Genomic DNA, 21,827 nt, shown 5'->3' with positions numbered 1-21,827 from the left:
CCGGCCGGGGCACCGCCTGGGTGACCGTCAGTGGTCCGTCGTAACGTAGGGCCATGCAGATCTTCGGCGTGGACATCGGCGGATCCGGGATCAAGGGCGCCCCTGTGGACCTCGACAGGGGCGACCTGGCCCAGGAGCGCTGCAAGGTGCTGACCCCGCACCCGGCCACCCCCGACGGCGTGGCCGACGGGGTCAAGCAGGTCGTCGAGCACTTCGGCTGGACCGGACGGGTCGGCCTCACCTTCCCGGGCGTGGTGACGGGCGGCGCGACGGTGCGCACCGCGGCCAACGTCGACAAGGGCTGGGTCGACACCGACGCGCGGGCGCTGTTCGCCGAGCGGCTGGGCGGGCTCGACGTGACGGTCGTCAACGACGCGGACGCGGCGGGCGTCGCCGAGATGCACTTCGGAGCCGGCCGCGGCCGCAAGGGCACGGTGGTCCTGCTCACCTTCGGCACCGGCATCGGCAGCGCGGTGTTCACCGACGGCCTCCTGGTCCCCAACACCGAGCTGGGCCACCTGGAGCTGGACGGTCACGACGCGGAGAAGCGCGCCTCCAGCAAGGTCAAGGACGACCACGACATGTCGTGGGAGCACTGGGCCCACCGCGTCCAGAAGTACCTCGCGCACGTCGAGATGCTGTTCTCGCCGGAGCTCTTCATCATCGGCGGCGGGGTCAGCCGCAAGTCCCAGAAGTTCCTGCCCCACATCAAGGACGTCCGGGCCGAGATCGTCCCCGCCCAGCTGCAGAACAACGCGGGGATCGTGGGCGCGGCGATGCACGCGGCCGGCTGAGCGGGAGGGGTCACGCGGGGGGCCGGTTGCGGGCGGCGGCGGCTCGGCGCCGCATCAGCCGGATCCGGCGGACGATCACGGTCGACCCGGCGACCAGCGTCCCGCCGTACAGCCACCCGGCCTCGGTGGCCAGCGCGGTCACGATCCCCATCAGCCGTCCGCCGAGACCGCCGTCCCCGCTCTCCGCCACGGGCACCAGGCCCACGGCGAAGGCGATCGGCACGACGACGGGGGCGGTCAGCAGGTCGCCCCGGCGCACCCAGAGCGCGGTGAGCAGACTCACCGGCACGAACAGCACCCCGTACGCGGTGAGGGACGAGCCGAACAGCAGCTCGTCCAGGAAGCCCAGCAGGGTCATCACCGCCGCGCAGAACAGGCCGCTGCCCAGCCCCGTCAACCGCGGATTGGGCATCCCGCGCAGGGCACGCACCACCCTCGCCACCGGCGAAGGGGCCCCCGGAGCCGGCCGCGCCGGTTCCGGGCGCCGTCCCGCGGGCGGCCCGACCCGCCCCGCAGGCGGCCGCGCGACGGCACCGCCCCGCCCCTGTGCGGGCAGCGGCGCCCCGCTTCGTCGCGGTCCGTACTGGGCAGGTCGCGTCCTGTGTTGCTCCACTGGACCAACTTAGGTCGGTTTATGTGCCGAATAGGCCGACAGACACGCCGCCGGGCGTGTCTTGGCCAAGCGTTCGACTCCGCGCGGGTCCGGTACGGCACACCCCGTAGACTGGTGGATCGGCCCATGCCTGGCCCGCCCCATCCCACCCGCCCCTCCGCATCTCACGTACGGGAAGTCGCAACGTGTCGCTCACGATCGGAATCGTCGGTCTGCCGAATGTCGGCAAGTCGACCCTGTTCAACGCCCTGACCAAGAACGACGTGCTCGCGGCCAACTACCCGTTCGCCACGATCGAGCCCAACGTCGGCGTCGTGGGCGTCCCCGACCCCCGCCTGACGAAGCTGGCCGAGATCTTCTCCTCCGAGAAGATCCTCCCGGCCACGGTCGACTTCGTCGACATCGCGGGCATCGTGCGCGGCGCGAGCGAGGGCGAGGGCCTGGGCAACAAGTTCCTGGCCAACATCCGCGAGTCCGACGCGATCTGCCAGGTCATCCGCGCCTTCAAGGACGAGAACGTCGTGCACGTCGACGGCAAGGTCTCGCCGAAGGACGACATCGAGACGATCAACACCGAGCTGATCCTCGCCGACCTCCAGACCATCGAGAAGGTCCTCCCGCGCCTCCAGAAGGAGTCGCGCATCAAGAAGGACGTCGCTCCCAAGGTCAAGGCGGTCGAGGAGGCCAAGGAGATCCTGGAGAAGGGCGACACCCTCTTCTCCCAGGGCATCCTCCAGGGCAGCGAGCGCGCGGAGCTCCTCCACGACCTCCACCTCCTCACCACGAAGCCCTTCCTCTACGTCTTCAACGTCGACGAGGACGAGCTGACCGACGACGACTTCAAGAGCGAGCAGCGCGCCCTGGTCGCCCCCGCCGAGGCGATCTTCCTCAACGCCAAGCTGGAGGCGGACCTCGCCGAGCTGGACGAGGACGAGGCCCTCGAACTCCTCCAGTCCGTCGGCCAGGACGAGCCCGGCCTCGCCACCCTCGCCCACGTCGGCTTCCGCACCCTCGGCCTCCAGACCTACCTGACGGCAGGCCCCAAGGAATCCCGCGCCTGGACCATCAAGAAGGGCGCCACCGCCCCCGAGGCCGCCGGTGTCATCCACACCGACTTCCAGAAGGGCTTCATCAAGGCGGAGGTCATCTCCTTCGACGACCTGGTCGAGACGGGCTCGGTCACCGAGGCCCGCGCGAAGGGCAAGGCCCGCATGGAGGGCAAGGAGTACGTGATGCGGGACGGGGATGTGGTGGAGTTCCGCTTCAACGTGTGACGTTTCGTCAAGAACCGTGCCCGACCCGCCTGTTGGTGGGTCGGGCACAAGTCTTTGTCTGCGGGGAGCCCTCGCCCTCGTCACGAGGGGCAGTGACGGGTCTGGTCGACGTGAGACCGCCTCAGACCTTAACGACCCCCACGGAAGGGCCGCAGAGGAGTGTCAGATCCTCGGGGTCGGACGTGAGGACGGTGACCGGCCGGGACGCGTCGCGGGCGATAACGGCGAAGGCGGCATCGATGGCGTACGTGTGGCCGTGCAGGCGATGGGCGCGTAGGAGCGCGGCGGCCTGGTCGGTGATCTCCTTGGTGACGTCGTGGACGTCGACGCGGGAGAGGATCCACTTGATGCGGGCCGGGTGGATGCGCTCGTACTCTGCCTCAAGCGTGGTCATGGCGCTGGTGGCCACGCGTACACCCTCTTCCGCCGCCGCCTGGACCAGGGCCATGACGGTACGGTCCTTGCGGTAGAGCTTCGAGAGCCCTTCGCTGTCGAGCAGGAGGGTGCCGGGCATCAGGCGGCGGCCCCGCCGGCCTGCCGGTGGTCGTGGCGCAGCAGCGCCCGGGCGGCCTCGACCTCCTCGTGGGTGAGAGCTTCGTTGTCGGTCTCGAAGTCGGCGACGATCTCCCGCAGCTTGTCCATGGCGACCCGCTGTTCGAGAGCCTCGGCGACATAGGCGGAGAAACCGCCGGGCCCGACATGAGCGCGTACGGCCTCGGCGAGATCCTCGGGCAGGCTGATCGAATACTTCCTACTACCGCTCATGGTGCCGATCCTACCGGCGGTCGTAAGCCTGGGGGGTGAATGACTGCCCCGAGGCTCGGTTGATCAGCAGGGAGCTGCGAATGCCCGTCGAGGCCCCGTGTGGGCGGTGGAAAGATGCGGGGAGGGCCAGAGAGGGGCGGGAAGCGTGGGGCGTGGCGAGCGGGACACAGTCGCGAGGGGAACGCGACTGTACGAGGCGGCGCAGGCAGTGGTCGGTGACCATGCACGGGCAGTGGAGGCGGTACGGGCAGCGCTGAAACCGATCCACGATGAGGCGGTGAAGCGGGAGCTCGACGCCATTCCCGTCGCCCGGCTGCAGGACATCACCGAAGGGCGGCTGCGGCTGGGGAGCGTCGAGAAGAGCGGACTGCGCACCCTGGGCAGGGTTCTCGAAGCGGGCCCCTATCGGCTGCGGCAGATTCCCGGTGTCGGGCAGCGCACCGTCGACCAGATACTCGCCGCCGCCCGCCGGCTTTCCGAGGCCGTGCACGAGACCGTGGCCCTCCACATCGACGTGGACCGGCCGGAACCGCGCACCACCGCGCTCGTCATGGCCCTGCACGTACTGGTGGAAGCCGGCCCGGAGGCCCGGCGTGCGGTCGACAAGGCCACCGTCCTGACGGAACGGCTCGGTCCGCTGCTGGCCGACGCTGGGCCCGCCGCCGGAAGGGTCCGGATGCTGCTGGCCGGCCGGGAGAAGAAGGCTCGCGCGTGGGCGGCGGTCGCCGCGACCCGGTCGCTGGTGGACGAGGCGGAGCAGGCCGGCCTGCCCGGGCTGCTCGCCCAGGCGTCGGTGGACCTGCTCCGGGGGACTGCGTCCGACGTTGCGGCCTGGGTGGACTTCGAACTCCGCTCCGCCGAGTACTACAGCCTGCTCGCCGAGATCTCCGGACGGCCGCCGGACGCGGCTGCCGCAGAGGGGTTTTTGCCAGACGAGGTTGCAGAGCGGGTACGGACCCAGCACCTCGACGACACGCACCGGCGGGTCTCCCTGCGCGGCTACCAGGCGTTCGGCGCACGGTTCGCGCTTGCGCAGCGAAAGGTGATACTCGGCGACGAGATGGGCCTCGGGAAAACCATCCAGGCGATCGCTGTCCTCGCCCACCTGGCCGCCGAGGGACAGAGTCACTTCATGGTCGTCTGCCCCGCGAGCGTCCTCGTGAACTGGACACGGGAGATCGAGGCCCGCAGTGCCCTGCGCGTCATGGTGCTCCACGGTCCCGACCGGCACTACGCGTTCGCCGACTGGAAGGGGCGGGGTGGCGTCGGGGTGACCACGTTCGACGCGCTGCGCGGGTTTCCCGCTCCGGGCGGCGGGGAGGTCGGGCTGCTCGTGGTCGACGAAGCGCACTCCGTGAAGAACCCGAAGGCCAAGCGGTCCCAGGCGGTCGGTCTGTGGGCGGACCGTTGCGAGCGCACCCTTTTCATGACCGGAACCCCGATGGAGAACAGGGTCGCGGAGTTCCGCAACCTGGTCCAGATGCTCGACGGCGATGTCGCGGACTCCCTCGGTGAACGGGACGCGTTGGCCGGATCGGTCGCCTTTCGCAAGGCTGTGGCCCCGGTCTATCTGCGGCGCAACCAGGAGGACGTGCTGACGGAACTCCCGAGCCTTCAGCAGACCGACGAGTGGGAGGAGTTGAGCGCTTCGGACGAGGAGGCGTACCGCGAAGCCGTGCGCGCGGGCAACTTCATGGCCATGCGCAGGGCCGCGTACATGAGCTCCGGGAATTCGGCCAAGCTGGAACGGCTTCGGGAGATCGTTCAGGAGGCCGGCGAGAACGGGCAGAAGACGGTGGTCTTCTCCAACTTCAAGGACGTACTGGCCGTGGTGAAGGAGGCCCTCGCGGCCGAAACCACCAGGGTCACTCCGGTGTTCGGTCCGCTTACCGGCGGCGTCCCGGCCCAGCGCCGCCAGGAGATCGTCGACGACTTCGCCGGTGTCCAGGGTCCGGCGGTGCTCCTGGGGCAGATCCAGGCAGCGGGTGTCGGCCTCAACATGCAGGCCGCTTCCGTCGTCGTCATCTGCGAACCCCAGATCAAGCCGACCATCGAGCATCAGGCGGTGGCCCGGGCCCACCGTATGGGCCAGGTCAGGCCGGTTCGAGTGCACCGTCTCCTCGCCACCGGGGGCGTGGACGAACGCATGGTGAAGATGCTGGAAGCCAAGACGCGCCTGTTCGATGCCTATGCTCGCCGCAGCGCCGTGGCCGAAGCCACCCCGGACGCGGTCGACGTGTCGGACACCGAGCTGGCACGTCGGATCGTCGAGGAGGAACAGGCTCGCCTGGGTATGACGGACGAGAGGCCCACGTCATCGGAGTGGGGTGTCCCGCGGTCCGCAGCCAGTCCGCAGGACCCCCTGAACGGCCGTCGGGAGTCCACGAATGCCAACGAGTAATCCCAGGTCAGGGCCATGCGTGGGGCTGTGCCGCAGGTCAGGGTGTGGCCTCGGACGTTCCGCTTCAACGTCTAGCCGGTGAGCCGCGTCAGTGCGCCGACCCGGTGGCCTGCAGGGCGTCGTCGAGCAGGTCGCGCAGTTGTGCGCGGGCGGTGATGCCCAGTTTGGGGAAGACCCGGTAGAGGTGTGAGCCGACCGTGCGCGGGGAGAGGAACAGCTTTTCCCCGATCTCGCGGTTGGTCAGGCCGTGGGCCGCGAGCCGGACGATCTGTTGCTGCTGGGGGCTGAGTTCGGTGAGGGCGCCGGGCGCGGCGGCGTCCGCCTCGATGCCGGCGGCCCGCAGTTCTGCCTTCGCGCGGTCGATCCACGGTCGGGCGCCGAGTCGCCGGAACGTGTCGAGGGCTCCGGTGAGCAGCGGTCGGGCCTCCGCCACACGACGTTGCCGGCGCAGCCACTCTCCGTAGTCCAGCCGGGTCTGCGCCCGCTCGAAGGGCCACTGCTCGCCCGCCTCCCCCGCCAGCGCCGCCCGGAAGTGGCGTTCGGCACGCTCCGGTTCGGCGAGCAGGGCGCGGCCTCGCTCGACCAGCAGGAAGAGGCGCGCCGACATGCCGGGGCCCAGGTGCCGGGCCGAGCGCTCCAGCAGTCGCGCGGCGGGTTCGCGGTGTCCTCGGCGGACGGCCGCGGCGGCGAGTTCGGCCAGGACGGTGGGGGAGACGTGGTAGTGGACCAGGTCTCCGTCCTCGGTGAAGGCGGCGCGGAACTGCGCGTACGCGCTGTCGTAGTCGCCCTCGGCCACCGCCGCCAGCCCCAGGGCACGGCGGGCCAGGACCGCGACGGAGCGGCTCTCCAGGGGGTCGACGAGGGCCAGCGCCCGCTCGGCGCTGCCGCGTGCCTCGGCCGGTTCACCGAGCAGCGCCAGCACGGTCGCGTCGAGGGTGCGTGCGCACGCCTCGGCGTGATCCAGGCCGGCCCCCGAGGCCACCTCCGCGATCTCGGCGGCCACCGAGCGGGCGTCGGCCCAGCGGCCCTGCTCCAGATAGGCCCAGCCGGCGGCGCAGGCCAGACCGGCCGGCAGCGGGCCATGGGCCTGCCAACGGCCGAACGCCTCGTCGAAGGTCCTGGCCGCGAGCGGGGTCCGGTCGAGGAGCCAGGCCACGACGGCGAGCGCCGTCAGTGATCCGGCCTCGCCCTTGGCCGCGGCGATCAGCCGGGGCAGCGCCGGGGCGAGGGACGCTCCGGCGCCGCTGGGATCGGAGACGGCCAGTACCCAGGCGCGCAGCGCACCACCCGCGGCCGAGTCCGGCACATCGGCGAGCAGGGCCTCGATCCGCTGCCGCTGGGACTCCTCGCCCGAGTAGTAGCGGACCACCGCCGCCGCGGCGAGCGCGTCCAGCAGCCGGGGCGACCGGGTGGCCGCCGCCTCGTCGGCGACGCGCGACAGCAGTGCGAAGGCGGCCGTGTGGTGCGGACCCAGGGTCAGGAGCCGCCCCGTCGCCAGCGCGGCCCGGCCGATCAGCGCCGGGTCGTCACTGCGCTCCCGTACCCCGGCGGCCAGGTGTTCCACCCAGCCGAGCTGACCGGTGAAGACGGCCGTGTCCGCGGCGTCGGCCAGCAGTCGCGCCTGGTCCGCCCGGTGCGGGCTGAGTTCCGCGGCGCGCTCCAGAGCGGCGGCGGCGGCCGCGTGACCGCCCCGGCGCCTGGCCCGGCCCGCTGTTTCCCGGAGGGCCGCCGACACCTGCTCGTCGGGCCGTACGGCCGCGGCGGCGAGGTGCCAGGCGCGGCGGTCGGGCTCCTCGCCCAGCTGCCGGGCGAGGGCAAGGTGGGCCCGCCTGCGCTGCTCGAAGGGCGCGGCGTGGTAGACCGCCGAGCGGACGAGCGGGTGGCGGAAGGAGACCCCGGTGCCGTCCTGCCGTACGAGACCGGCCCGTTCGGCGGGCGCCCACACCGTGTCGGCCGCCTCGGGCAGGCCCCGTGCGGCCGCCGGGGCGTCCGCCGCGTCGGTGGCGGCGAGCAGCAGCAGGGCGCGGCGGGTGGCTTCCGGCAGGTGCCGCACGTGGCGCGCGAAGATCCCCTCCAGCCGGTCGGTGACGGGCAGCGGGCCCTCCACTCCACTGCCCTCCGGCTCTCTGTCCGCCGTGGCGCGGGCGAGTTCGACCAGGGCCAGCGGATTGCCCGCCGCCTCCCGCAGAATCCGGGCCCGGGTACGGCCGGTGGGCCGCTTCGGCTGCTCGTCGAGCAGCCGGTTGGCCGCGTCACCGCTCAACGGCCCGATCTCCAGGCGCTCGTAGCCCTTGTCGAACCCGGGCAGTACGGCCGCGGCACGCACGCCCATCAGCAGCGTCACGGGCTCGCCGGCCATGCGCCGGGCCAGGAAGGAGAGGACGTCCAGTGACGCGCGGTCGATCCACTGGGCGTCGTCGACCACCACGAGCAGCGGTGCCGGTTCGGACAGGTCCGACACCAGGGTCAGCACGGCCAGGCCGACGAGCAGGGCGTCGGGGGTATCGGCGGTTTCGGCGTCTTCGGCGTCTTCGGCCAGTCCCAGGGCGGTTCGGAGCGCGGAGCGCTGGCGGGCCGGCAGGCCGCCCAGGTCATCCAGCACCGGGCGGAGCATCTGGTGCAGGCCGGCGAACGCGAGAGACGCCTCGGACTCGCTGCCCACCGCCCTCAGCACCCGCTGGCCGGTACCGCGGGTCAGCCGCACGGCGAGGTCGAGCAGGACGCTCTTGCCGGCACCGGGGTCGCCTTCGACGATCAGTACCGAGCTGTGGGAGCGGTCGGCGGCGATGCGACTCCTGATCCCCGCGATCTCGGCCTCCCGGCCCACCACGGTCGGACCGGGGGCAGGCGTCGGGCCGGGGCCCGCGGTCGGACCGGGGGCCGCCGGCGAGCCGTGGCCCGCGCGAGCGCGTTCACCATTCTTCACGGATGCTCCAGGAACTGAGACAGCCCTGACGGCAACGTGGCAGGACCGCGGCCGTATTCCTGCCGCCCCCGGCCGCACACGGTCGATTACGGCTGGTCACCGCCGCTCACCGCCGCTCACCGCCGCTCACCCCCGCACACCACGAGCTCGGGCGGACGCCACGAGCCCGGGCGGACATGGGTGCAGTCACGTGACGCATACCGCCGCCCGCCACCCGCGACGCACCCTTGCGGAACAAGGGCGTGTGTTCACGCCCGACCTTCTGGAGATCTTTCGAACTGGAGCACCCCTTGGACACCATCACCCTGGGCGATGTCACCGTGACCCGGGTCCGGGAGTACTACGGCCCCGTCGGCATGACGCCCGAGGCGTTCGTCCCGGACAGCCCGGCCCAGGCGTGGGACGCGCACCGTTCCTGGCTGGTTCCGGACTTCCTGGACGCCGAGACCCGCATCGTCAACACCGCGATCCAGACCTGGGTCCTGCGCAGCGAGGGCCGGACCATCCTGGTCGACACCGGCGTCGGCAACCACAAGGACCGGCCGTACGCCCCCGTCTGGAGCCGCCTCGAAACGGACTTTCTGGCCAACCTCGCCCGGGCCGGCGTTCAGCCCGAGGACGTGGACATCGTGATCAACACGCATCTCCACATCGACCACGTCGGCTGGAACACCTACCTGGACGGCCGGACCTGGGTACCGACGTTCCCCAACGCCACCTACCTCATGGCCAAGGCGGACTTCGACTACTGGAACCCGGCCAACGAGATCAAGACCCTGCTCGGCCGCGGCAACCAGAACGTCTTCGAGGACAGCGTCGCCCCCGTGCACGAGGCCGGTCTCACCCGGCTGTGGGAGGACGGCCACCGCATCGACTCCAACCTGCGCCTCGAGCTCGCACCCGGCCACACCCCCGGCTCGTCGGTGCTGCGGCTGGAGTCCGGCTCCGACCGGGCCCTGTTCGTCGGCGACCTGATGCACAGCCCGATCCAGATCCACGAGCCCGACGCCAACAGCTGCTTCTGCGAGGACCCCGCCGAGGCCCGTGCCACCCGCCGCCGGCTCCTGGGCTCGGCGGTGGACAGCAACGCCCTCGTCTTCCCCGCGCACCTGGGCGGCCACGGCGCTGCCGAAGTCGTCCGCGAGGGCGGCAAGTTCGCCGTCAAGGGCTGGGCGCCCTTCACCCCGTACACCCCGTCGGTCTGAGGCCCGCAAAAGGACACGCGTGATGAACCACCACCCCGAGCCCGTCGTGACCACCGCGCAGGGCGCCGTCCGCGGCCTGCGCCAGGAGGACGGCACCGCCGCCTTCCTCAACATCCCGTACGCCGCCCCGCCCTTGGGCGCCGGCCGGTTCGCGCCCCCCAGGCCGCACGAGCCGTGGGACGGCGTACGGGACGCCACAGTCCCCGGACCCAACGCGCCGCAGTCCGAGCGCAGGCTCGGCAGCATCGACATGGCCCCCTACTTCGGCACCGGCTGGAGCCGCGGCGAGGACTACCTCACCGTCAACGTCTTCACGCCCGCCACCGGGGCCGGCGACCTGCCGGTCATGGTCTTCGTGCACGGCGGCGGCTTCGTCGCCGGATCGACACGGTCCGCCATGTACGACGGCTCCGCCTTCGCCCGTGACGGCGTCGTCCTCGTCACCCTCAACTACCGGCTCGGCATCGCCGGGTTCCTCGACATCCCCGGGGCGCCCGCCAACCGCGGCCTGCTCGACGTCGTCGCCGCGCTGCGCTGGGTGCGGGAGAACGTCTCCGCCTTCGGCGGGAACCCGCACCACGTCACCCTCTTCGGCCAGTCGGCCGGGGCGACCGTCGTCGGCGGCGTCCTCGCCACCCCCGAGGCCGACGGGCTGTTCCGGCGCGCGATCGTGCAGAGCGGCAGCGGCCTGGGCGCGTTCACACCCGAGCAGGCCGCCCGCGTCACCGCGGCCGCCGCCCAGGCCCTGGGCGTCGAGCCGCACGTCGACGCGTTCGCCGGCATCTCCGACGAGCGGCTGGTCGAGGCGGCGTCCGGGCTCGCGGGCATCGACCTGCGGACCGGGACCCACTTCGACCCGCTGATCGGCCTCAGCCCCTTCAGCCTGGTCCTCGACACCCAGCCCGCCGCATCCGTCGCCGCCGGCCGCGCCGCCGACGTCGACCTCCTCGTCGGCACCAACACCGAAGAGGGCAACCTCTACCTGGTCCCGGTGGGCAAGTACGCCACCTCCACCGCCGCCGACGTCGACGAGGCCGCCGCACGCGCACACCCCGACCCGGCACAGCTCGTAGCGGCCTACCGCACGTCACGCCCCGAGGCCACCTTCGCGGAACTGCGCTCCGCCGTCATGGCCGACGCCCTCTTCGGCGCGGGCAGCCGCGCGCTGGCGAGCGCCCATGCCACCCACCCGCGGGCCGCCACCTACGCCTACGAGTTCGCCTGGCGCTCCCGCGCCCTGGACGGACAACTCGGCGCCACCCACGCGGTCGAACTGCCCTTCGTCTTCGACCTCGCGGACCGGCCCGAACTCAACGGCCCCGCCGCCCTGCTCGGCCCGGAGCAGGCCCCCGCCGACCTCGCCGCCCGCGTCCACGCGACCTGGATCCGGTTCGCCCGGACCGGCGACCCCGGCTGGGACCCCTACGACACCGACCGCCGGGCCACCATGCGCATCGACGCCGAATGGAGCCAGATCGACGACCCCCGCAGCAAGGAACGGGAGGTGTGGAGCTGACCGCGGGTCACCCCTGGGGGCGGGGCCCGGGCGCGCCCAGGCCCCCGAGGGCGATCCCCATGAGCCGGGTGGCGTGGTGGGCGGCGTCGGGGGTGTGCTCGGCCGCGAGGGACACCGCGTTGGCGAGGGAGAGCAGTTCGAGGGCGGTCACGTCGTCGCGGACGGTTCCGTCTTCCTGGGCGCGGGCCAGCAGGTCGGCGCCGGCCTCCGTCAGCAGTTGCTCACAGCGCGAATCCAGCGCGGCCCCCGCGTTCGTGCCGGTCGCCGGCAACAGGGAACGGGCGGCGCCGCGCGTGACGGCACCGAAGACCGCCAGGGACGTCAGCCATCGCGTCAGAGCGGTCGCCGGCGGGTGTTCGGCCGCCAGGGACCGGGCCTCGTCGCACAGCTGTGCCACGCGCTCCTGGAAGACGGCCTGGAGCAGGCCCCACCGGGAGGGGAAGTGGCGGTGCAGGGTGGCCGAGCCGACGCCGGCCCGCCGTGCGATCTCCTCCAGGGAGGCGTCGGCACCGTGCCGGGCGACCTCGGCCGCGGCGGCCTCGATGATCCGGTCGTAGTTGCGGCGTGCGTCCGCGCGCTTGGGCGGGCCCGGGTTCTCCCAGCTCACACTCGTGGTCTCCTTCCTCGCCGACGAAACGGGGTGACACCCCATTCTTGCACCGCCGCCGGGCTGCGTCGTTTGACAGGAAGTGGGGGGTGGCCCCATATTCGAAAAAGCGGAGGGGCACCCCGTTTCTGCCGCACGACACAGGAGACGAAGGCATGCGCGCCGTACAGTTCGACCGTTTTGGCCCGCCCGACGTTCTGCGCGTCAACGACGTCCCCGCGCCCCGGCCCGGGCCGGGAGAAGTCCTCGTCGAGGTGCACGCCGCGAGCGTGGACGCCGGTGAGACCGCCTTCCGGGCGGGCAGGATGCGCCGGGTGACCCGCGTCCGCTTCCCCCGCGGCCTGGGCAGCGACTTCGCCGGCCGGGTCGCGGCCCTCGGCAGCGGCGTACGCGCCTGGAGCGTGGGGGACGCGGTGTGGGGGCTGATGCCGCACCTCACCTTCGGGGCGATCGCCGACTACGTCGCCGTGCCCGAGCAGCGGCTGGCCCGGGCTCCGAAGAACCTGGACCTGCTCGAAGCCGCCGCCCTGCCGGTGGTGGGCACCACCGCGATGACGGCCCTGAGCGGCAAGGCGCGACTCCAGCCCGGGGAACGGCTCCTGGTCCGCGGCGCCACCGGCGGCGTCGGCAGCGTCGCCGTGCAGCTGGGCAAGGCGCTGGGCGCGCACGTCACCGCCCTCGCCGCCGCCCGCAACCTCGACTGGATCACCCGGCTGGGGGCGGACGAGGCCGTGGACTACCGCACGACCCGGCCCGAAGACCTCGACCGGTTCGACGTGATCGTGGACGTCGTCGGCACCGACCTGGGTGCCTATCGGAAGCGGCTGGCCCGCGGCGGACGTCTGGTCGCCCTCTCCTTCGACTCGGACCGCGTCGTCTCCTCCATGCTCGGCATCGCCCTGCGGGCGGCCGCCACTCCCCGGCGCGTCAAGATGTTCAGCAACAACCCCTCGGCCGACCGGATCGCCGAACTCACCCGGGCCGTCGAGGCGGGCACGATCCGGCCGGTGGTCGACACCGTCTTCCCCATGCGGGACATAGCGGCGGTCCACCAGCGGCTCGAAGCCGGCGGCGTCCGCGGCAAGTACGTCGTCGACCTGCGGCTTCCCTAGCTCACGGTCGGCCGATCCCCAGGTTCGGCGCGGCAGCGCGTCAGGGTGTCAGCGCGCACTCCGCCGCCGCCACGACCGTGCGGGCCTGGAGTTCCACCTGGGCGGGCACGGGGACCCAGCGCAGCCGCAGGGACGTCTCGAAGTCCGTGCACCAGGCGGTGAAGAGGGCGTCCAGCTCGTGGTGGAGCCCGGCGGCGGCCGGGGCGTCGGCCGCGTGCAGCAGCCGCAGCAGGAGTCCCGCCGCGCGCAGCGGCTGACGGCGCGCGACGACCTCCAGGGCGCCGATCCCCGCCGTCGTCAACGCGGGTGAGCCGTCGGTGCGCGGTCCCGCCTCCGCCTGCCGGACCAGGGGCCCCCAGGAGTCGGCCACCAGGTCGTACAGGTCCTCGGCCATCCACTCCAGTACGCGTACGGGTGGGCTGTCCTCGGGTGCCGGCAGGAGGCCGCGGGCCCTCTCGAACACGGCGGTCACCTGCCGGCCGCCCTCCCGCACCAGCCCGGACAGCGCGCGCAGGGCCCGGGCGGGGTCCGCGTGCGGGGTCGGGTCGTCCGCCGGGGCGGTGGCCCACAGCGGTACCTCGACGATCGCCGTGGCACCGCCGTACCGCTGGGGCGCGCACCAGGTGGACAGGCCGATGTCCTCGGACCCGGCCGCCGGCCGCGCGGTGCTGCCCGGCGGCGGCAGGACATGGATGCCGGGGGCCGGATTCTCCCAGTACAGGGCGTCGTACGTGCCGTGCTGGACCGGGACCCCCAGGGCGGCGGCGGACGCCGCGAAGGGGGCGGCGAGTCCGGGGAGGTCGCGGGTCAGCTGGGCCCAGGTGCCGCCCGCGTCGACGTTGTGCAGGGAGCACTGGAGGACGGGGCGCAGGTCGTCGATCACGTCGAACAGGGCACGGCTCTCCGGGAGTGGCCGGCCGACGATCGGGGCCCACTCCGGCTGCTCCGCGGCGACCGGGCGGAAGGCGGCACGGTAGTACGACGCCAGGGACGGGGCGGGGCCGGCCGTCGCGGTCTCGATGCCCTCGCTCAGCGCGGCGCCGTCCGGGTCGAGGCACAGGACGATGTCCCAGGTGACGGCCTCGGGGTCGGTCGCCGGGGAGCGCCGGTCGCCGCCTGCGACCAGCTCCGCCAGCGCCAGTGCCGTCGCGCCGCCCACCGGCTCGTCCGGGTGCGGCCGGGCCACCACCAGGACGTGCCGGGGTCCGTGGCCCACCGACAGCATCAGGAGCGGCCGGCCCGCCCGGGACGTGCCGACACGACACAGGCGGCCGGTGCCCGGGAAACGGGAGACCAGCCGTCGCGCCGACTCGGTGACCTCCGCGACCGTGGGGTATCGGTTCATCGGGCGTGTCCGGTCAGGCTCCGCCGTTGCCGCTCTCGTCCGCCATGCCGTCTCCTTCCGACGGTGCCCGTGGGTACCCGTGGGTACCTGTGCTGCTTTTCGCGCCTGTGCTGCCTGTGGTGTGCGAGGCGCGTCGTGCCGCTGTCAGCGTCCGTTCACCGGATCACCGCTGTCAATGGCCGGTGCCGCCCGCGCAGTCGGGGGCGGCGAGGCCGGCGCGAGGGCGAGGGTGCGCGTCAGGCCGGGAAGACGTGGTCATGGGTGACGTGGCGGGAGCGCAGCAGCAACTCGCCGTCCGCCCCCCGGACCAGGACGTCGTGTACGAGGCAACTCGGCCCGAACTCCGGCGCCTTGACGTCGGCGTGGACGGTGAGCACCAGGCAGTAGCTGGTCGCCGTGATCGAGCCGTCGGACGCCTGGCTCAGCGCCGTGTGGTCGAACCAGTGCCTGCGCTGGATTTTGCGGGCGTCGAACTTGCGGTGGAAGTCCTCCAGGACGGCGGTGATCCCGGCACGGGTGTGGGCGGCGGGCAGCGAGGGCGAGTGCTTGAACTCGCCGTCCTCGGTGAAGGTCGCGGCGTAGCCGGCGAAGTCACGGCCGTCCAGCTTCTGCATCTGGTGGCCGTAGAACGACAGGACCTCGGCGTACAGGCCGGTGGGAAGCGCGGTGATGGTCATACGGCCACGGTCGCCCGGTGGCCTCGAAGTTCCCTCGAGCCGGGTTCGAGTGGGCGCTGCCAGGCTCGTCGCCATGAGCACCGTGACAGTGATCGGGGCGGGCACGATCGGCCTGGGATGGATCAACCTGTTCAGCGCCCGCGGGCTGACCGTACGCGTCAACAGCCGTCGGCCCGACGTCCGGCGCGTCGTGCACGAGGCGCTCGAGCTGTTCTCCCCGGGGCGGGTGGACGAGCTGGCGGCGCGCATCGAGTACGAGCCGGACGTCGGCCGGGCGGTGGCCGGGGCGGACGTCGTCTCCGAGAACGCCCCCGACGACCTGCCGCTCAAGCAGCGGTTGTTCGCAGAGATCGGCGCGGCCGCCCCGGACCACGCCCTCGTGCTGTCCTCGACGTCGAAGCTGCTTCCCGACGAGCTGAGTCGGGACATGCCGGGACCGGGCCGGCTGGTCGTCGCGCATCCGTTCAACCCACCGCACATCGTTCCGCTGGTCGAGGTGGTCCGCGGCGAGCGCACCGACCCGGAGGCCGTCGAACGGACACTGGCCTTCCTGGCGTCGGTCGGGCGGACCCCCGTCGTGGTGCGCAGGGCGCTGCCCGGCTTCGCGGCCAACCGGCTGCAGTCGGCGCTGCTGCGCGAGAGCATCCACCTCGTCCTCGAAGGCGTGGTGACCGTCGAGGAGCTCGACCGGATCGTCACCGACTCGATCGGCCTGCGCTGGTCCACCATCGGGCCGTTCCACGCGTTCCACCTGGGCGGCGGTCCCGGCGGCCTGCGCAAGTGGCTCGAGCACCTCGGCAGCGGCCTCGAACAGGGCTGGCGTGGGCTCGGACAGCCCGCCCTCACCCCGCAGGCCGTCGAGGCTCTGGTCGCACAGACCGAAGCCGCCTACGGACACCGGCCCTACGCCGAACTGGTCCGGGACCGTGACGACCGGCACCTTGCCGTACTGGCCGCCCTGGAGCGGACCGAGCAGCCCCAGGAGGAGACCAAGTGATGCGTGCCGTGCAGTTCGACCGGTACGGGGACCCCGACGTGCTGTACGTCGCCGAGCGTCCCGTCCCCGAACCCGGCCCCGGCCAGGTGAGAATCGCCGTCGACGCCGTGAGCGTCGGCCACGCGCAGACCCAGATGCGGCGCGAGGCCTTCCCCGCGCCGATGTGGCGGCCCGTCTTCCCCGTCGTCCTCGGCGGCGACGTGGTCGGCAGGATCACCGCGGTGGGACCGGGCGTCACGGTCCTGCGGCCGGGAGACCGGGTCGGTGCGTTCACCCTCTACGGCGCCTACGCCGAGCAGGTCGTCGTCGACGCCGTCACCGTCGTACCCGTGCCCGAGGAGCTGGACGCCGCCGAGGCCGCGGTCCTCCCGGGCACCGGACTGATCGCCCTCGGCATCCTGCGGACCGGACGACTGCGCAAGGGCGAGACGGTGCTGATCCACGCGGCGGCCGGCGGGGTGGGTCACATCGCGGTCCAGCTCGCCCGGGCGGCCGGCGCCGGCCTGATCATCGGCACCGCGGGCGCGGCCGCCAAACGCGAGTTCGCCCGCGCGACGGGCGCCGACGCCGTCGTCGACCACCGCTCCGCGCACTGGGCCGACGAGGTCCGGGAACTCACCGGGGGGCGTGGCCCCGACCTGATCCTGGACGGCATCGGCGCCGAGGTCCTGGAGCAGGGAGTCGGTCTGCTCGCTCCGGGCGGCCGGCTGGTGTTCTACGGCTCGTCCGGCGGCGAGCTGGCGATCCCGAAGGTGTCGGTGATGGACCTCATCGGCATCAAGTACGTCACCGGCTTCGCCCTGTCGGCCTGGCGCGGTGGCCGCCCGCAGGAGTACGAGGCGGGCGTCGCCGAACTCACCCGACTGCTGGCCGAAGGACAGGTCACGTCCGCGGTGCACGCCCGGCTGCCGCTGGAGCGGGCGGCCGAGGCGCACGCCGTCGTCGAGGCCAGGGCCCAGCTGGGCCGGGTCGTGCTCGTCCCCTGAAGCGACCAGGCATTCCTCCGAAGTGTCCAAGCATTCCTGATCCAAGAGCCCGAAGGAGACCTTTCCATGACCTCGTCGCTGCACCACGCGATACGTCTGACCACCGCGTCCGCCATCGCCCTGGGCGGACTCGTGACCCTGGGGACCAGCGCGCACGCCGCGAGCGTCGCCGTGCCGTACGAGTGCCGCACCTGGGTGCAGGGCAACACGCACCCGGTCTACGACTACGCGCGCGGCTTCGACGTCAGCGTGCCCGCCTCGGTCCGCGCGGGCAAGAAGTTCAAGGCCACCTACGATCCCGACCCGATCACCGCCTTCGCCGAGTACAACCAGATCGTCAACGACGTGCGGATCGCCTACCGGATCCCGGACGGCGCGAAGGTCCACAAGGTGCGGCTCACCGGCGGCAGCGGTCTCGGCGACTCCGACGTCCGGGTCCAGGTCAAGGGCCGGGACATCGTCGTCAGCGCCTCCGGCCCCTTCCAGGGCGGTGTCGAGTTCGACCTGCCGACGCTGAAGGTCACCTACAAGGCGCCGAAGACCGCCGGCCCGCTCAACTTCGTCTCGGGCGGCTCGGGTTACGAGGACCCCGGCTTCTACTGGTACCGCTACCAGCCGATCCTGGACGAGTGGGGCCCCTTCGAGTGCTTCCCCGACCCGGCGAAGCCCGAGGCCGTCCTGGCCAGCACCCAGGTCAAGAAGCACAAGTAGACACAGCGGGGTCGGACGAACAATGGAGAACGCATGCCCAAGGCCGTAGCCATCCACCAGTTCGGCGGGCCGGACGTACTGGGCCTCGTCGATGTCCCCGAGCCGGTGCCGGGACCGGGCCAGGTGACCGTCCGAGTGCGGGCCGCCGGAGTCAACGGGTTCGACTGCCGGGTGCGCTCCGGCGGCATGCGCGGTCGCTATCCGGTCGAGTTCCCGCAGATCATCGGCAACGAGTTCGCCGGGGTCGTCGAGCGGACCGGACCGGAGGCGACCGGGTTCGCGCCCGGCGACGAGGTGCTCGGGTTCGCCGTGCTTCAGTCCGGCACCGAGCTGCTCGCCGTCGGCGCGGACCAGATCACCGTGAAACCGCCGGAGCTGTCGTGGGAGGTCGCGGGATCCCTCTCGGCCGTCGGACAGACCGCCGACATCGCCCTGGCCGAACTGCGGGTCGGCCCCGGGGACACCGTGCTCGTGCACGCCGCGGCCGGCGGCGTCGGCAGCCTCGCCGTCCAGCTCGTCCGGGAGCGGGGCGGCACGGCGATCGGCAGCGCCGGCGAGCACAACCACGACTACCTGCGGTCGTTGGGCGCACTGCCCGTCGCCTACGGCCCGGGCTTCGCCGACCGGGTGCGGGCCCTGGCCCCGAACGGCGTCGACGCCGCCCTCGACTGCCACGGCGGACCGGAAGCCCTCGCCGTGTCGCTCGAACTCGTCGCGGACCGGGCCCGGATCGCCACCGTCGCCAACTTCCGCGCCGCGGCCCAGGAGGGCATCGTCATGCCACGGGTGGTGCGGTCCGCCGAGCGGCTCGCCGCGCTGGCCGCACTCTGCGCCGAGGGCCGGCTGCGGCCGCACGTCGAGGCCGTCCTGCCCTTCGCCAAGGCGGCCGAGGCCCATCACCGGCTGGAGCAGGGCCATGTCCGGGGCAAGCTCGTCCTGGTGCCGGACCTGTGACGGCGAACCCCGGCCGTCCGGGCGGCCCGGCGGACCAGGGCCACCCGCGCCGCTGGGCCATCCTCGGGGTGCTGGTCCTCAGCCTGGTCGGCATCATCCTCGACAACACCGTGCTCAACGTGACGCTGCGCACCCTCACCGACCCCGAGCAGGGCCTGGGCGCCTCGCACAGCCAGGTGGAATGGGTGCTCAGCGCCTACACCCTGGCCTTCGCGGCGACGCTGTTCACCTGGGGAGTGCTGGGCGACCGACTGGGCCGCAGGCGGGTACTCCTGCTGGGCCTCGGCCTGTTCGGACTGTCGTCCCTGGCCGGGGCCTACGCCGGGTCGCCGGAGCAGCTCATCGCCGCCCGTGCCTGCATGGGGGTGAGCGGCGCGGCGGTGCTGCCGAGCACACTCGCCACCATCGCCGCCGTCTTCCCGCTGCGCGAGCGGCCCAAGGCCCTCGGGATCTGGGCGGCCTCGGTCGGCTTCGCCCTCGGCATCGGGCCCGTCACCGGCGGGATACTGCTCGCGCACTTCTGGTGGGGCTCGGTCCTGCTGGTCAACGTGCCCCTCATGGCCGGGTGCCTGGTCGCGGTGGTGCTGGTGGTGCCCGAGACCCGGGGCACGGCGGGCAGGCGCGTCGACGCGGCCGGACTGCTGCTCTCGATCGCGGGTGTCGTGCCGCTCGTCTACGCGATCATCGAGGCCGGCCGGAGCGGCGGGGTCACCCGGCCCGCGGTCTGGGCAGCCGGCCTGGCGGGCCTCGGCCTGCTCCTCGTGTTCCTGTGGCACGAGCGCCGTACCCCGGAACCCTCGCTGGAGCTCGGCTTCTTCCGGATGAAGGCCTTCTCCACCGCCGTCGCGGCCGTCGGCTTCGTCAGCTTCGCGATGATGGGCTTCCTCTTCTTCAGCGCCTTCTACCTGCAGAGCGTGCGCGGCTACACACCCCTGCAGGCCGGGGGATGCACCGTGGCACTGGCCGTCGCGAACGTGGTCTGCGGACCGCTCAGCACGGTCCTGGTGCGTTCGATCGGCCCCCGGAACGTGTGCGCGGCGGGCATGCTGGCCGTCACCGCATCGCTCTGCGGGGTCACCTTCGTGACCCAGCACGCACCCGTATGGCTGATCCTCGTCCTGTTCGCCGCGCTGGGGGCGGGCGTAGCATGCGTCATGCCGACCGCGGCCGTGTCCATCATGAACGCGATCCCACGCGAGAAGGCGGGCGTCGCCTCGGCGATGAACAACACCGTGCGCCAGCTGGGCGGCGCCCTGGGCGTCGCGGTGCTCGGTTCCCTCATGGGCGCCGCGTACCGCCGCGGCATCGAGGACGAGCTCGCCGTACTGCCGCCCTCCGCGCGGCACCAGGCCGGCGAGTCCCTGGATGCCACCCTGCTGGCCGCGACTAGGCTGGGGGAGAGCGGACTTGTCGGCCCCGCGCGCCAGGCATTCCTGGACGCCATGCACCTGGCCGCCGGGGCCGCTGCCGCGGTGGCGCTCGTGGGGGCCCTTGCCGTGCTCCGCTGGCTGCCCTCCTCCGTCACGACTCCGACGCCCCCGGCAGGGGCCGTGCCCGGCCGGGAGCATTCCGATCACCTCAAGGTCCAAGGAAGCTGACATGCCTTTCACTCCTGACGAGCTCGAGTACTACGCCTCCCAGAACCTCGGCCGGCTGGCCACCGTGGCGCCCGACGGCCAGCCCCAGGCCAACCCGGTCTCGTTCCGCGTCAACACCGAGACCGGCACGATCGACATCGGCGGGCACAACCTGACCGCCAGCAAGAAGTTCCGCAACGTCACCAAGCACGACCAGGTCGCCTTCGTCGTCGACGACCTGATCTCCACGCAGCCGTGGAACGTACGCGGTATCGAAGTGCGCGGCCGGGCCGAGGCGCTGACCGACGCGCAGCCGCCGCACCCCTACTTCGGTACCGCGATGATCCGTATCCACCCCAAGCGCATCATCACCTGGGGCCTCGGCGGCGACGCCGCCCAGCGCGGCCGCGACGTCTGACCCAGCACCCTTCGACTCCGCTTCGAGCGGACCTCGACGCCCTCTTGCCAAGGTGGAGCCCGTAGGACGGGTACACCACGGGGAGGGCGGCTGGATGAGTACAGAGATCTTCCATGAGGAGTTCGCCGGGGGGCTGGTGACCGAGGGGCCGGGCGCGCCGTGGCGGCTTCGCCCGGTCGACGGTCTCGAGGCGGGAGACGGGCTGGTCCGCGGCGGACCGGACGGCCTGGTGGTCGTGCCGAGCGCGGCCCACCCGGGGACCCGGCGGCCGGCGTTCACCGAGCCCAAGCCCGGGCCGGACGGCACCCCGCTGCATCTGCGGTGGGGTGCCTTCACCACCGGCGGCACCGCCGGCGCGCGGGCGGCGTTCACCGCCGTGCCCGGCGAACGGCTCTCGGTCAGGGCCGAGATGGGGCTGCGCGGCTTCGGTCTGCGCTCCCATCGGTACGACGACGTGACCGAACCCGACGCGGACGCCCGGCTCGGCGCGGGCGGTCTGATCTCGGTCGATCTCGAGTCCGGGATCATCTTCGACTTCTTCCTCACACACAGCCGGCTCTACGCGGTCTACGAGCGGCTCGCGCTGCGGCCGGACGCCGAGTTCGCGGCCTTCACCTACTGCGTCCCGGTCGCGGACCGCACCCCCGGCACGCTCCACCGGCTCGAGGTCGGATACGACGTCGCGGCCGGCACCGCCCACTGGACGGCCGACGGGCAGGAGGTCCTGTCCGTGGACCGGATCGGCTTCCGCGCACTGGACGCGCGCTGGCTCCGGCGGGACAACGGCGGCCGCGAGGAGGCCGTACGGCCGCGCGGACTCAGCTTCGGCCTCGGGCTCTTCCTGGAGCGCCACTTCGGCCAGGGGGTGCGGCTGTCGGTGCGAAGGCTGTCGGTGCTCACCTCGCCCGCCGGCTCCCGCGACTCGTGACGACGACCAACGAAAGGCACT

Annotated in this window: 20 protein-coding genes; 13 read left to right on the top strand and 7 right to left on the bottom strand. The window is 72.6% G+C overall.

The window, feature by feature from the left end; all coding sequences use genetic code 11:
* Positions 1 to 53 precede the first annotated feature (53 nt).
* Positions 54 to 794, top strand: a complete 741-nt coding sequence (gene ppgK / locus R2E43_RS13250; RefSeq protein WP_003973919.1) for a polyphosphate--glucose phosphotransferase — start codon at positions 54 to 56, stop codon at positions 792 to 794.
* Between the two features lie 10 nt (positions 795 to 804).
* Here the strand turns inward: ppgK and R2E43_RS13245 are convergent, their stop codons facing one another.
* On the bottom strand, positions 805 to 1,407 hold the full coding sequence (locus R2E43_RS13245; protein WP_042799650.1) for a DUF6542 domain-containing protein: 603 nt from the start codon (positions 1,405 to 1,407) through the stop codon (positions 805 to 807).
* A 185-nt stretch (positions 1,408 to 1,592) separates the two neighbouring features.
* On the opposite strand from R2E43_RS13245, the gene ychF reads away from it, so the two are divergent.
* Complete coding sequence (ychF, locus tag R2E43_RS13240; protein WP_003973917.1) at positions 1,593 to 2,681, top strand: redox-regulated ATPase YchF; 1,089 nt, start codon at positions 1,593 to 1,595, stop codon at positions 2,679 to 2,681.
* Positions 2,682 to 2,802: 121 nt separating this feature from the next.
* Here the strand turns inward: ychF and R2E43_RS13235 are convergent, their stop codons facing one another.
* Together R2E43_RS13235 and R2E43_RS13230 are read right to left on the bottom strand one after the other, a co-directional pair.
* Positions 2,803 to 3,195 carry a cupin domain-containing protein gene (locus R2E43_RS13235; RefSeq protein ID WP_319218301.1) on the bottom strand — a complete coding sequence of 131 codons (393 nt, stop codon included), beginning with the start codon at positions 3,193 to 3,195 and terminating at the stop codon, positions 2,803 to 2,805.
* The gene (locus R2E43_RS13230) at positions 3,195 to 3,446 is read right to left on the bottom strand and encodes a hypothetical protein (protein ID WP_003973915.1); all 252 of its coding nucleotides are present in this window, start codon (positions 3,444 to 3,446) and stop codon (positions 3,195 to 3,197) included. Before R2E43_RS13230 ends, R2E43_RS13235 begins: the two co-directional genes overlap by 1 nt.
* Positions 3,447 to 3,591: 145 nt before the next feature.
* Here R2E43_RS13230 and R2E43_RS13225 point away from each other — a divergent pair, with 145 nt between their 5' ends.
* Positions 3,592 to 5,847 carry a DEAD/DEAH box helicase gene (locus R2E43_RS13225; protein ID WP_051815173.1) on the top strand — a complete coding sequence of 752 codons (2,256 nt, stop codon included), beginning with the start codon at positions 3,592 to 3,594 and terminating at the stop codon, positions 5,845 to 5,847.
* Positions 5,848 to 5,935: 88 nt separating this feature from the next.
* Here the strand turns inward: R2E43_RS13225 and R2E43_RS13220 are convergent, their stop codons facing one another.
* Complete coding sequence (locus tag R2E43_RS13220; protein WP_093456923.1) at positions 5,936 to 8,773, bottom strand: helix-turn-helix transcriptional regulator; 2,838 nt, start codon at positions 8,771 to 8,773, stop codon at positions 5,936 to 5,938.
* 290 nt (positions 8,774 to 9,063) lie between these two features.
* On the opposite strand from R2E43_RS13220, the gene R2E43_RS13215 reads away from it, so the two are divergent.
* Both R2E43_RS13215 and R2E43_RS13210 read left to right on the top strand, forming a co-directional pair.
* Positions 9,064 to 9,978 carry an MBL fold metallo-hydrolase gene (locus tag R2E43_RS13215; protein WP_003973912.1) on the top strand — a complete coding sequence of 305 codons (915 nt, stop codon included), beginning with the start codon at positions 9,064 to 9,066 and terminating at the stop codon, positions 9,976 to 9,978.
* 22 nt (positions 9,979 to 10,000) lie between these two features.
* On the top strand, positions 10,001 to 11,494 hold the full coding sequence (locus R2E43_RS13210; protein WP_003973911.1) for a carboxylesterase/lipase family protein: 1,494 nt from the start codon (positions 10,001 to 10,003) through the stop codon (positions 11,492 to 11,494).
* 7 nt (positions 11,495 to 11,501) lie between these two features.
* On the opposite strand, the gene R2E43_RS13205 is transcribed toward R2E43_RS13210, so the two are convergent.
* On the bottom strand, positions 11,502 to 12,101 hold the full coding sequence (locus R2E43_RS13205) for a TetR/AcrR family transcriptional regulator (RefSeq protein ID WP_003973910.1): 600 nt from the start codon (positions 12,099 to 12,101) through the stop codon (positions 11,502 to 11,504).
* Between the two features lie 155 nt (positions 12,102 to 12,256).
* On the opposite strand from R2E43_RS13205, the gene R2E43_RS13200 reads away from it, so the two are divergent.
* Complete coding sequence (locus R2E43_RS13200; RefSeq protein ID WP_003973909.1) at positions 12,257 to 13,213, top strand: NAD(P)-dependent alcohol dehydrogenase; 957 nt, start codon at positions 12,257 to 12,259, stop codon at positions 13,211 to 13,213.
* 40 nt (positions 13,214 to 13,253) lie between these two features.
* On the opposite strand, the gene R2E43_RS13195 is transcribed toward R2E43_RS13200, so the two are convergent.
* Together R2E43_RS13195 and R2E43_RS13190 are read right to left on the bottom strand one after the other, a co-directional pair.
* Positions 13,254 to 14,558 carry a M14 family zinc carboxypeptidase gene (locus R2E43_RS13195; protein ID WP_189283842.1) on the bottom strand — a complete coding sequence of 435 codons (1,305 nt, stop codon included), beginning with the start codon at positions 14,556 to 14,558 and terminating at the stop codon, positions 13,254 to 13,256.
* A 236-nt stretch (positions 14,559 to 14,794) separates the two neighbouring features.
* Positions 14,795 to 15,235 carry a nuclear transport factor 2 family protein gene (locus R2E43_RS13190; RefSeq protein WP_003973907.1) on the bottom strand — a complete coding sequence of 147 codons (441 nt, stop codon included), beginning with the start codon at positions 15,233 to 15,235 and terminating at the stop codon, positions 14,795 to 14,797.
* Positions 15,236 to 15,308: 73 nt separating this feature from the next.
* On the opposite strand from R2E43_RS13190, the gene R2E43_RS13185 reads away from it, so the two are divergent.
* The 7 genes from R2E43_RS13185 to R2E43_RS13155 all read left to right on the top strand — a co-directional run bounded on the left by R2E43_RS13185 (position 15,309) and on the right by R2E43_RS13155 (position 21,806).
* Entirely contained in the window at positions 15,309 to 16,232 is a 924-nt protein-coding gene (locus tag R2E43_RS13185; RefSeq protein ID WP_011030038.1) for a 3-hydroxyacyl-CoA dehydrogenase NAD-binding domain-containing protein, read from the top strand.
* Positions 16,232 to 17,218 (top strand): quinone oxidoreductase family protein, encoded by a 987-nt coding sequence (locus R2E43_RS13180; protein ID WP_241965835.1) that lies wholly within the window; start codon positions 16,232 to 16,234, stop codon positions 17,216 to 17,218. The genes R2E43_RS13185 and R2E43_RS13180 overlap by 1 nt, the downstream gene beginning before the upstream one ends.
* Before the next feature lie 66 nt (positions 17,219 to 17,284).
* Positions 17,285 to 17,929 (top strand): dehydratase, encoded by a 645-nt coding sequence (locus R2E43_RS13175; RefSeq protein WP_030869569.1) that lies wholly within the window; start codon positions 17,285 to 17,287, stop codon positions 17,927 to 17,929.
* A gap of 33 nt (positions 17,930 to 17,962) precedes the next feature.
* A complete protein-coding gene (locus tag R2E43_RS13170) occupies positions 17,963 to 18,883 on the top strand; it encodes an NADP-dependent oxidoreductase (protein ID WP_003973903.1) in 921 nt (306 codons plus the stop codon).
* The gene (locus R2E43_RS13165; protein ID WP_011030040.1) at positions 18,880 to 20,481 is read left to right on the top strand and encodes an MFS transporter; all 1,602 of its coding nucleotides are present in this window, start codon (positions 18,880 to 18,882) and stop codon (positions 20,479 to 20,481) included. The genes R2E43_RS13170 and R2E43_RS13165 overlap by 4 nt, the downstream gene beginning before the upstream one ends.
* 1 nt (position 20,482) lies before the next feature.
* On the top strand, positions 20,483 to 20,878 hold the full coding sequence (locus tag R2E43_RS13160; protein WP_003973901.1) for a PPOX class F420-dependent oxidoreductase: 396 nt from the start codon (positions 20,483 to 20,485) through the stop codon (positions 20,876 to 20,878).
* A gap of 94 nt (positions 20,879 to 20,972) precedes the next feature.
* Positions 20,973 to 21,806: a DUF6081 family protein gene (locus tag R2E43_RS13155; RefSeq protein ID WP_030869561.1), complete on the top strand. Its 834-nt coding sequence runs from the start codon at positions 20,973 to 20,975 to the stop codon at positions 21,804 to 21,806.
* Positions 21,807 to 21,827: the final 21 nt, after the last annotated feature.

The sequence above is a fragment of the Streptomyces violaceoruber genome, assembly GCF_033406955.1.
Lineage (GTDB): Bacteria > Actinomycetota > Actinomycetes > Streptomycetales > Streptomycetaceae > Streptomyces > Streptomyces violaceoruber.
The sequence above is the reverse complement of the archived record's forward strand: the minus strand, read 5'-3'. Positions and strand labels throughout refer to the sequence as shown.

Excerpts from the sequence above, each read along its gene's own strand:
- ppgK (WP_003973919.1), top strand. The coding sequence starts at position 54 with ATGCAGATCTTCGGCGTGGACATCGGCGGATCCGGGATCAAGGGCGCC.
- R2E43_RS13235 (WP_319218301.1), bottom strand. The coding sequence starts at position 3,195 with ATGCCCGGCACCCTCCTGCTCGACAGCGAAGGGCTCTCGAAGCTCTAC.
- R2E43_RS13230 (WP_003973915.1), bottom strand. The coding sequence starts at position 3,446 with ATGAGCGGTAGTAGGAAGTATTCGATCAGCCTGCCCGAGGATCTCGCC.
- R2E43_RS13210 (WP_003973911.1), top strand. The coding sequence starts at position 10,001 with ATGAACCACCACCCCGAGCCCGTCGTGACCACCGCGCAGGGCGCCGTC.
- R2E43_RS13200 (WP_003973909.1), top strand. The coding sequence starts at position 12,257 with ATGCGCGCCGTACAGTTCGACCGTTTTGGCCCGCCCGACGTTCTGCGC.
- R2E43_RS13195 (WP_189283842.1), bottom strand. The coding sequence starts at position 14,558 with ATGAACCGATACCCCACGGTCGCGGAGGTCACCGAGTCGGCGCGACGG.
- R2E43_RS13190 (WP_003973907.1), bottom strand. The coding sequence starts at position 15,235 with ATGACCATCACCGCGCTTCCCACCGGCCTGTACGCCGAGGTCCTGTCG.
- R2E43_RS13185 (WP_011030038.1), top strand. The coding sequence starts at position 15,309 with ATGAGCACCGTGACAGTGATCGGGGCGGGCACGATCGGCCTGGGATGG.
- R2E43_RS13180 (WP_241965835.1), top strand. The coding sequence starts at position 16,232 with ATGCGTGCCGTGCAGTTCGACCGGTACGGGGACCCCGACGTGCTGTAC.
- R2E43_RS13175 (WP_030869569.1), top strand. The coding sequence starts at position 17,285 with ATGACCTCGTCGCTGCACCACGCGATACGTCTGACCACCGCGTCCGCC.
- R2E43_RS13170 (WP_003973903.1), top strand. The coding sequence starts at position 17,963 with ATGCCCAAGGCCGTAGCCATCCACCAGTTCGGCGGGCCGGACGTACTG.
- R2E43_RS13160 (WP_003973901.1), top strand. The coding sequence starts at position 20,483 with ATGCCTTTCACTCCTGACGAGCTCGAGTACTACGCCTCCCAGAACCTC.
- R2E43_RS13155 (WP_030869561.1), top strand. The coding sequence starts at position 20,973 with ATGAGTACAGAGATCTTCCATGAGGAGTTCGCCGGGGGGCTGGTGACC.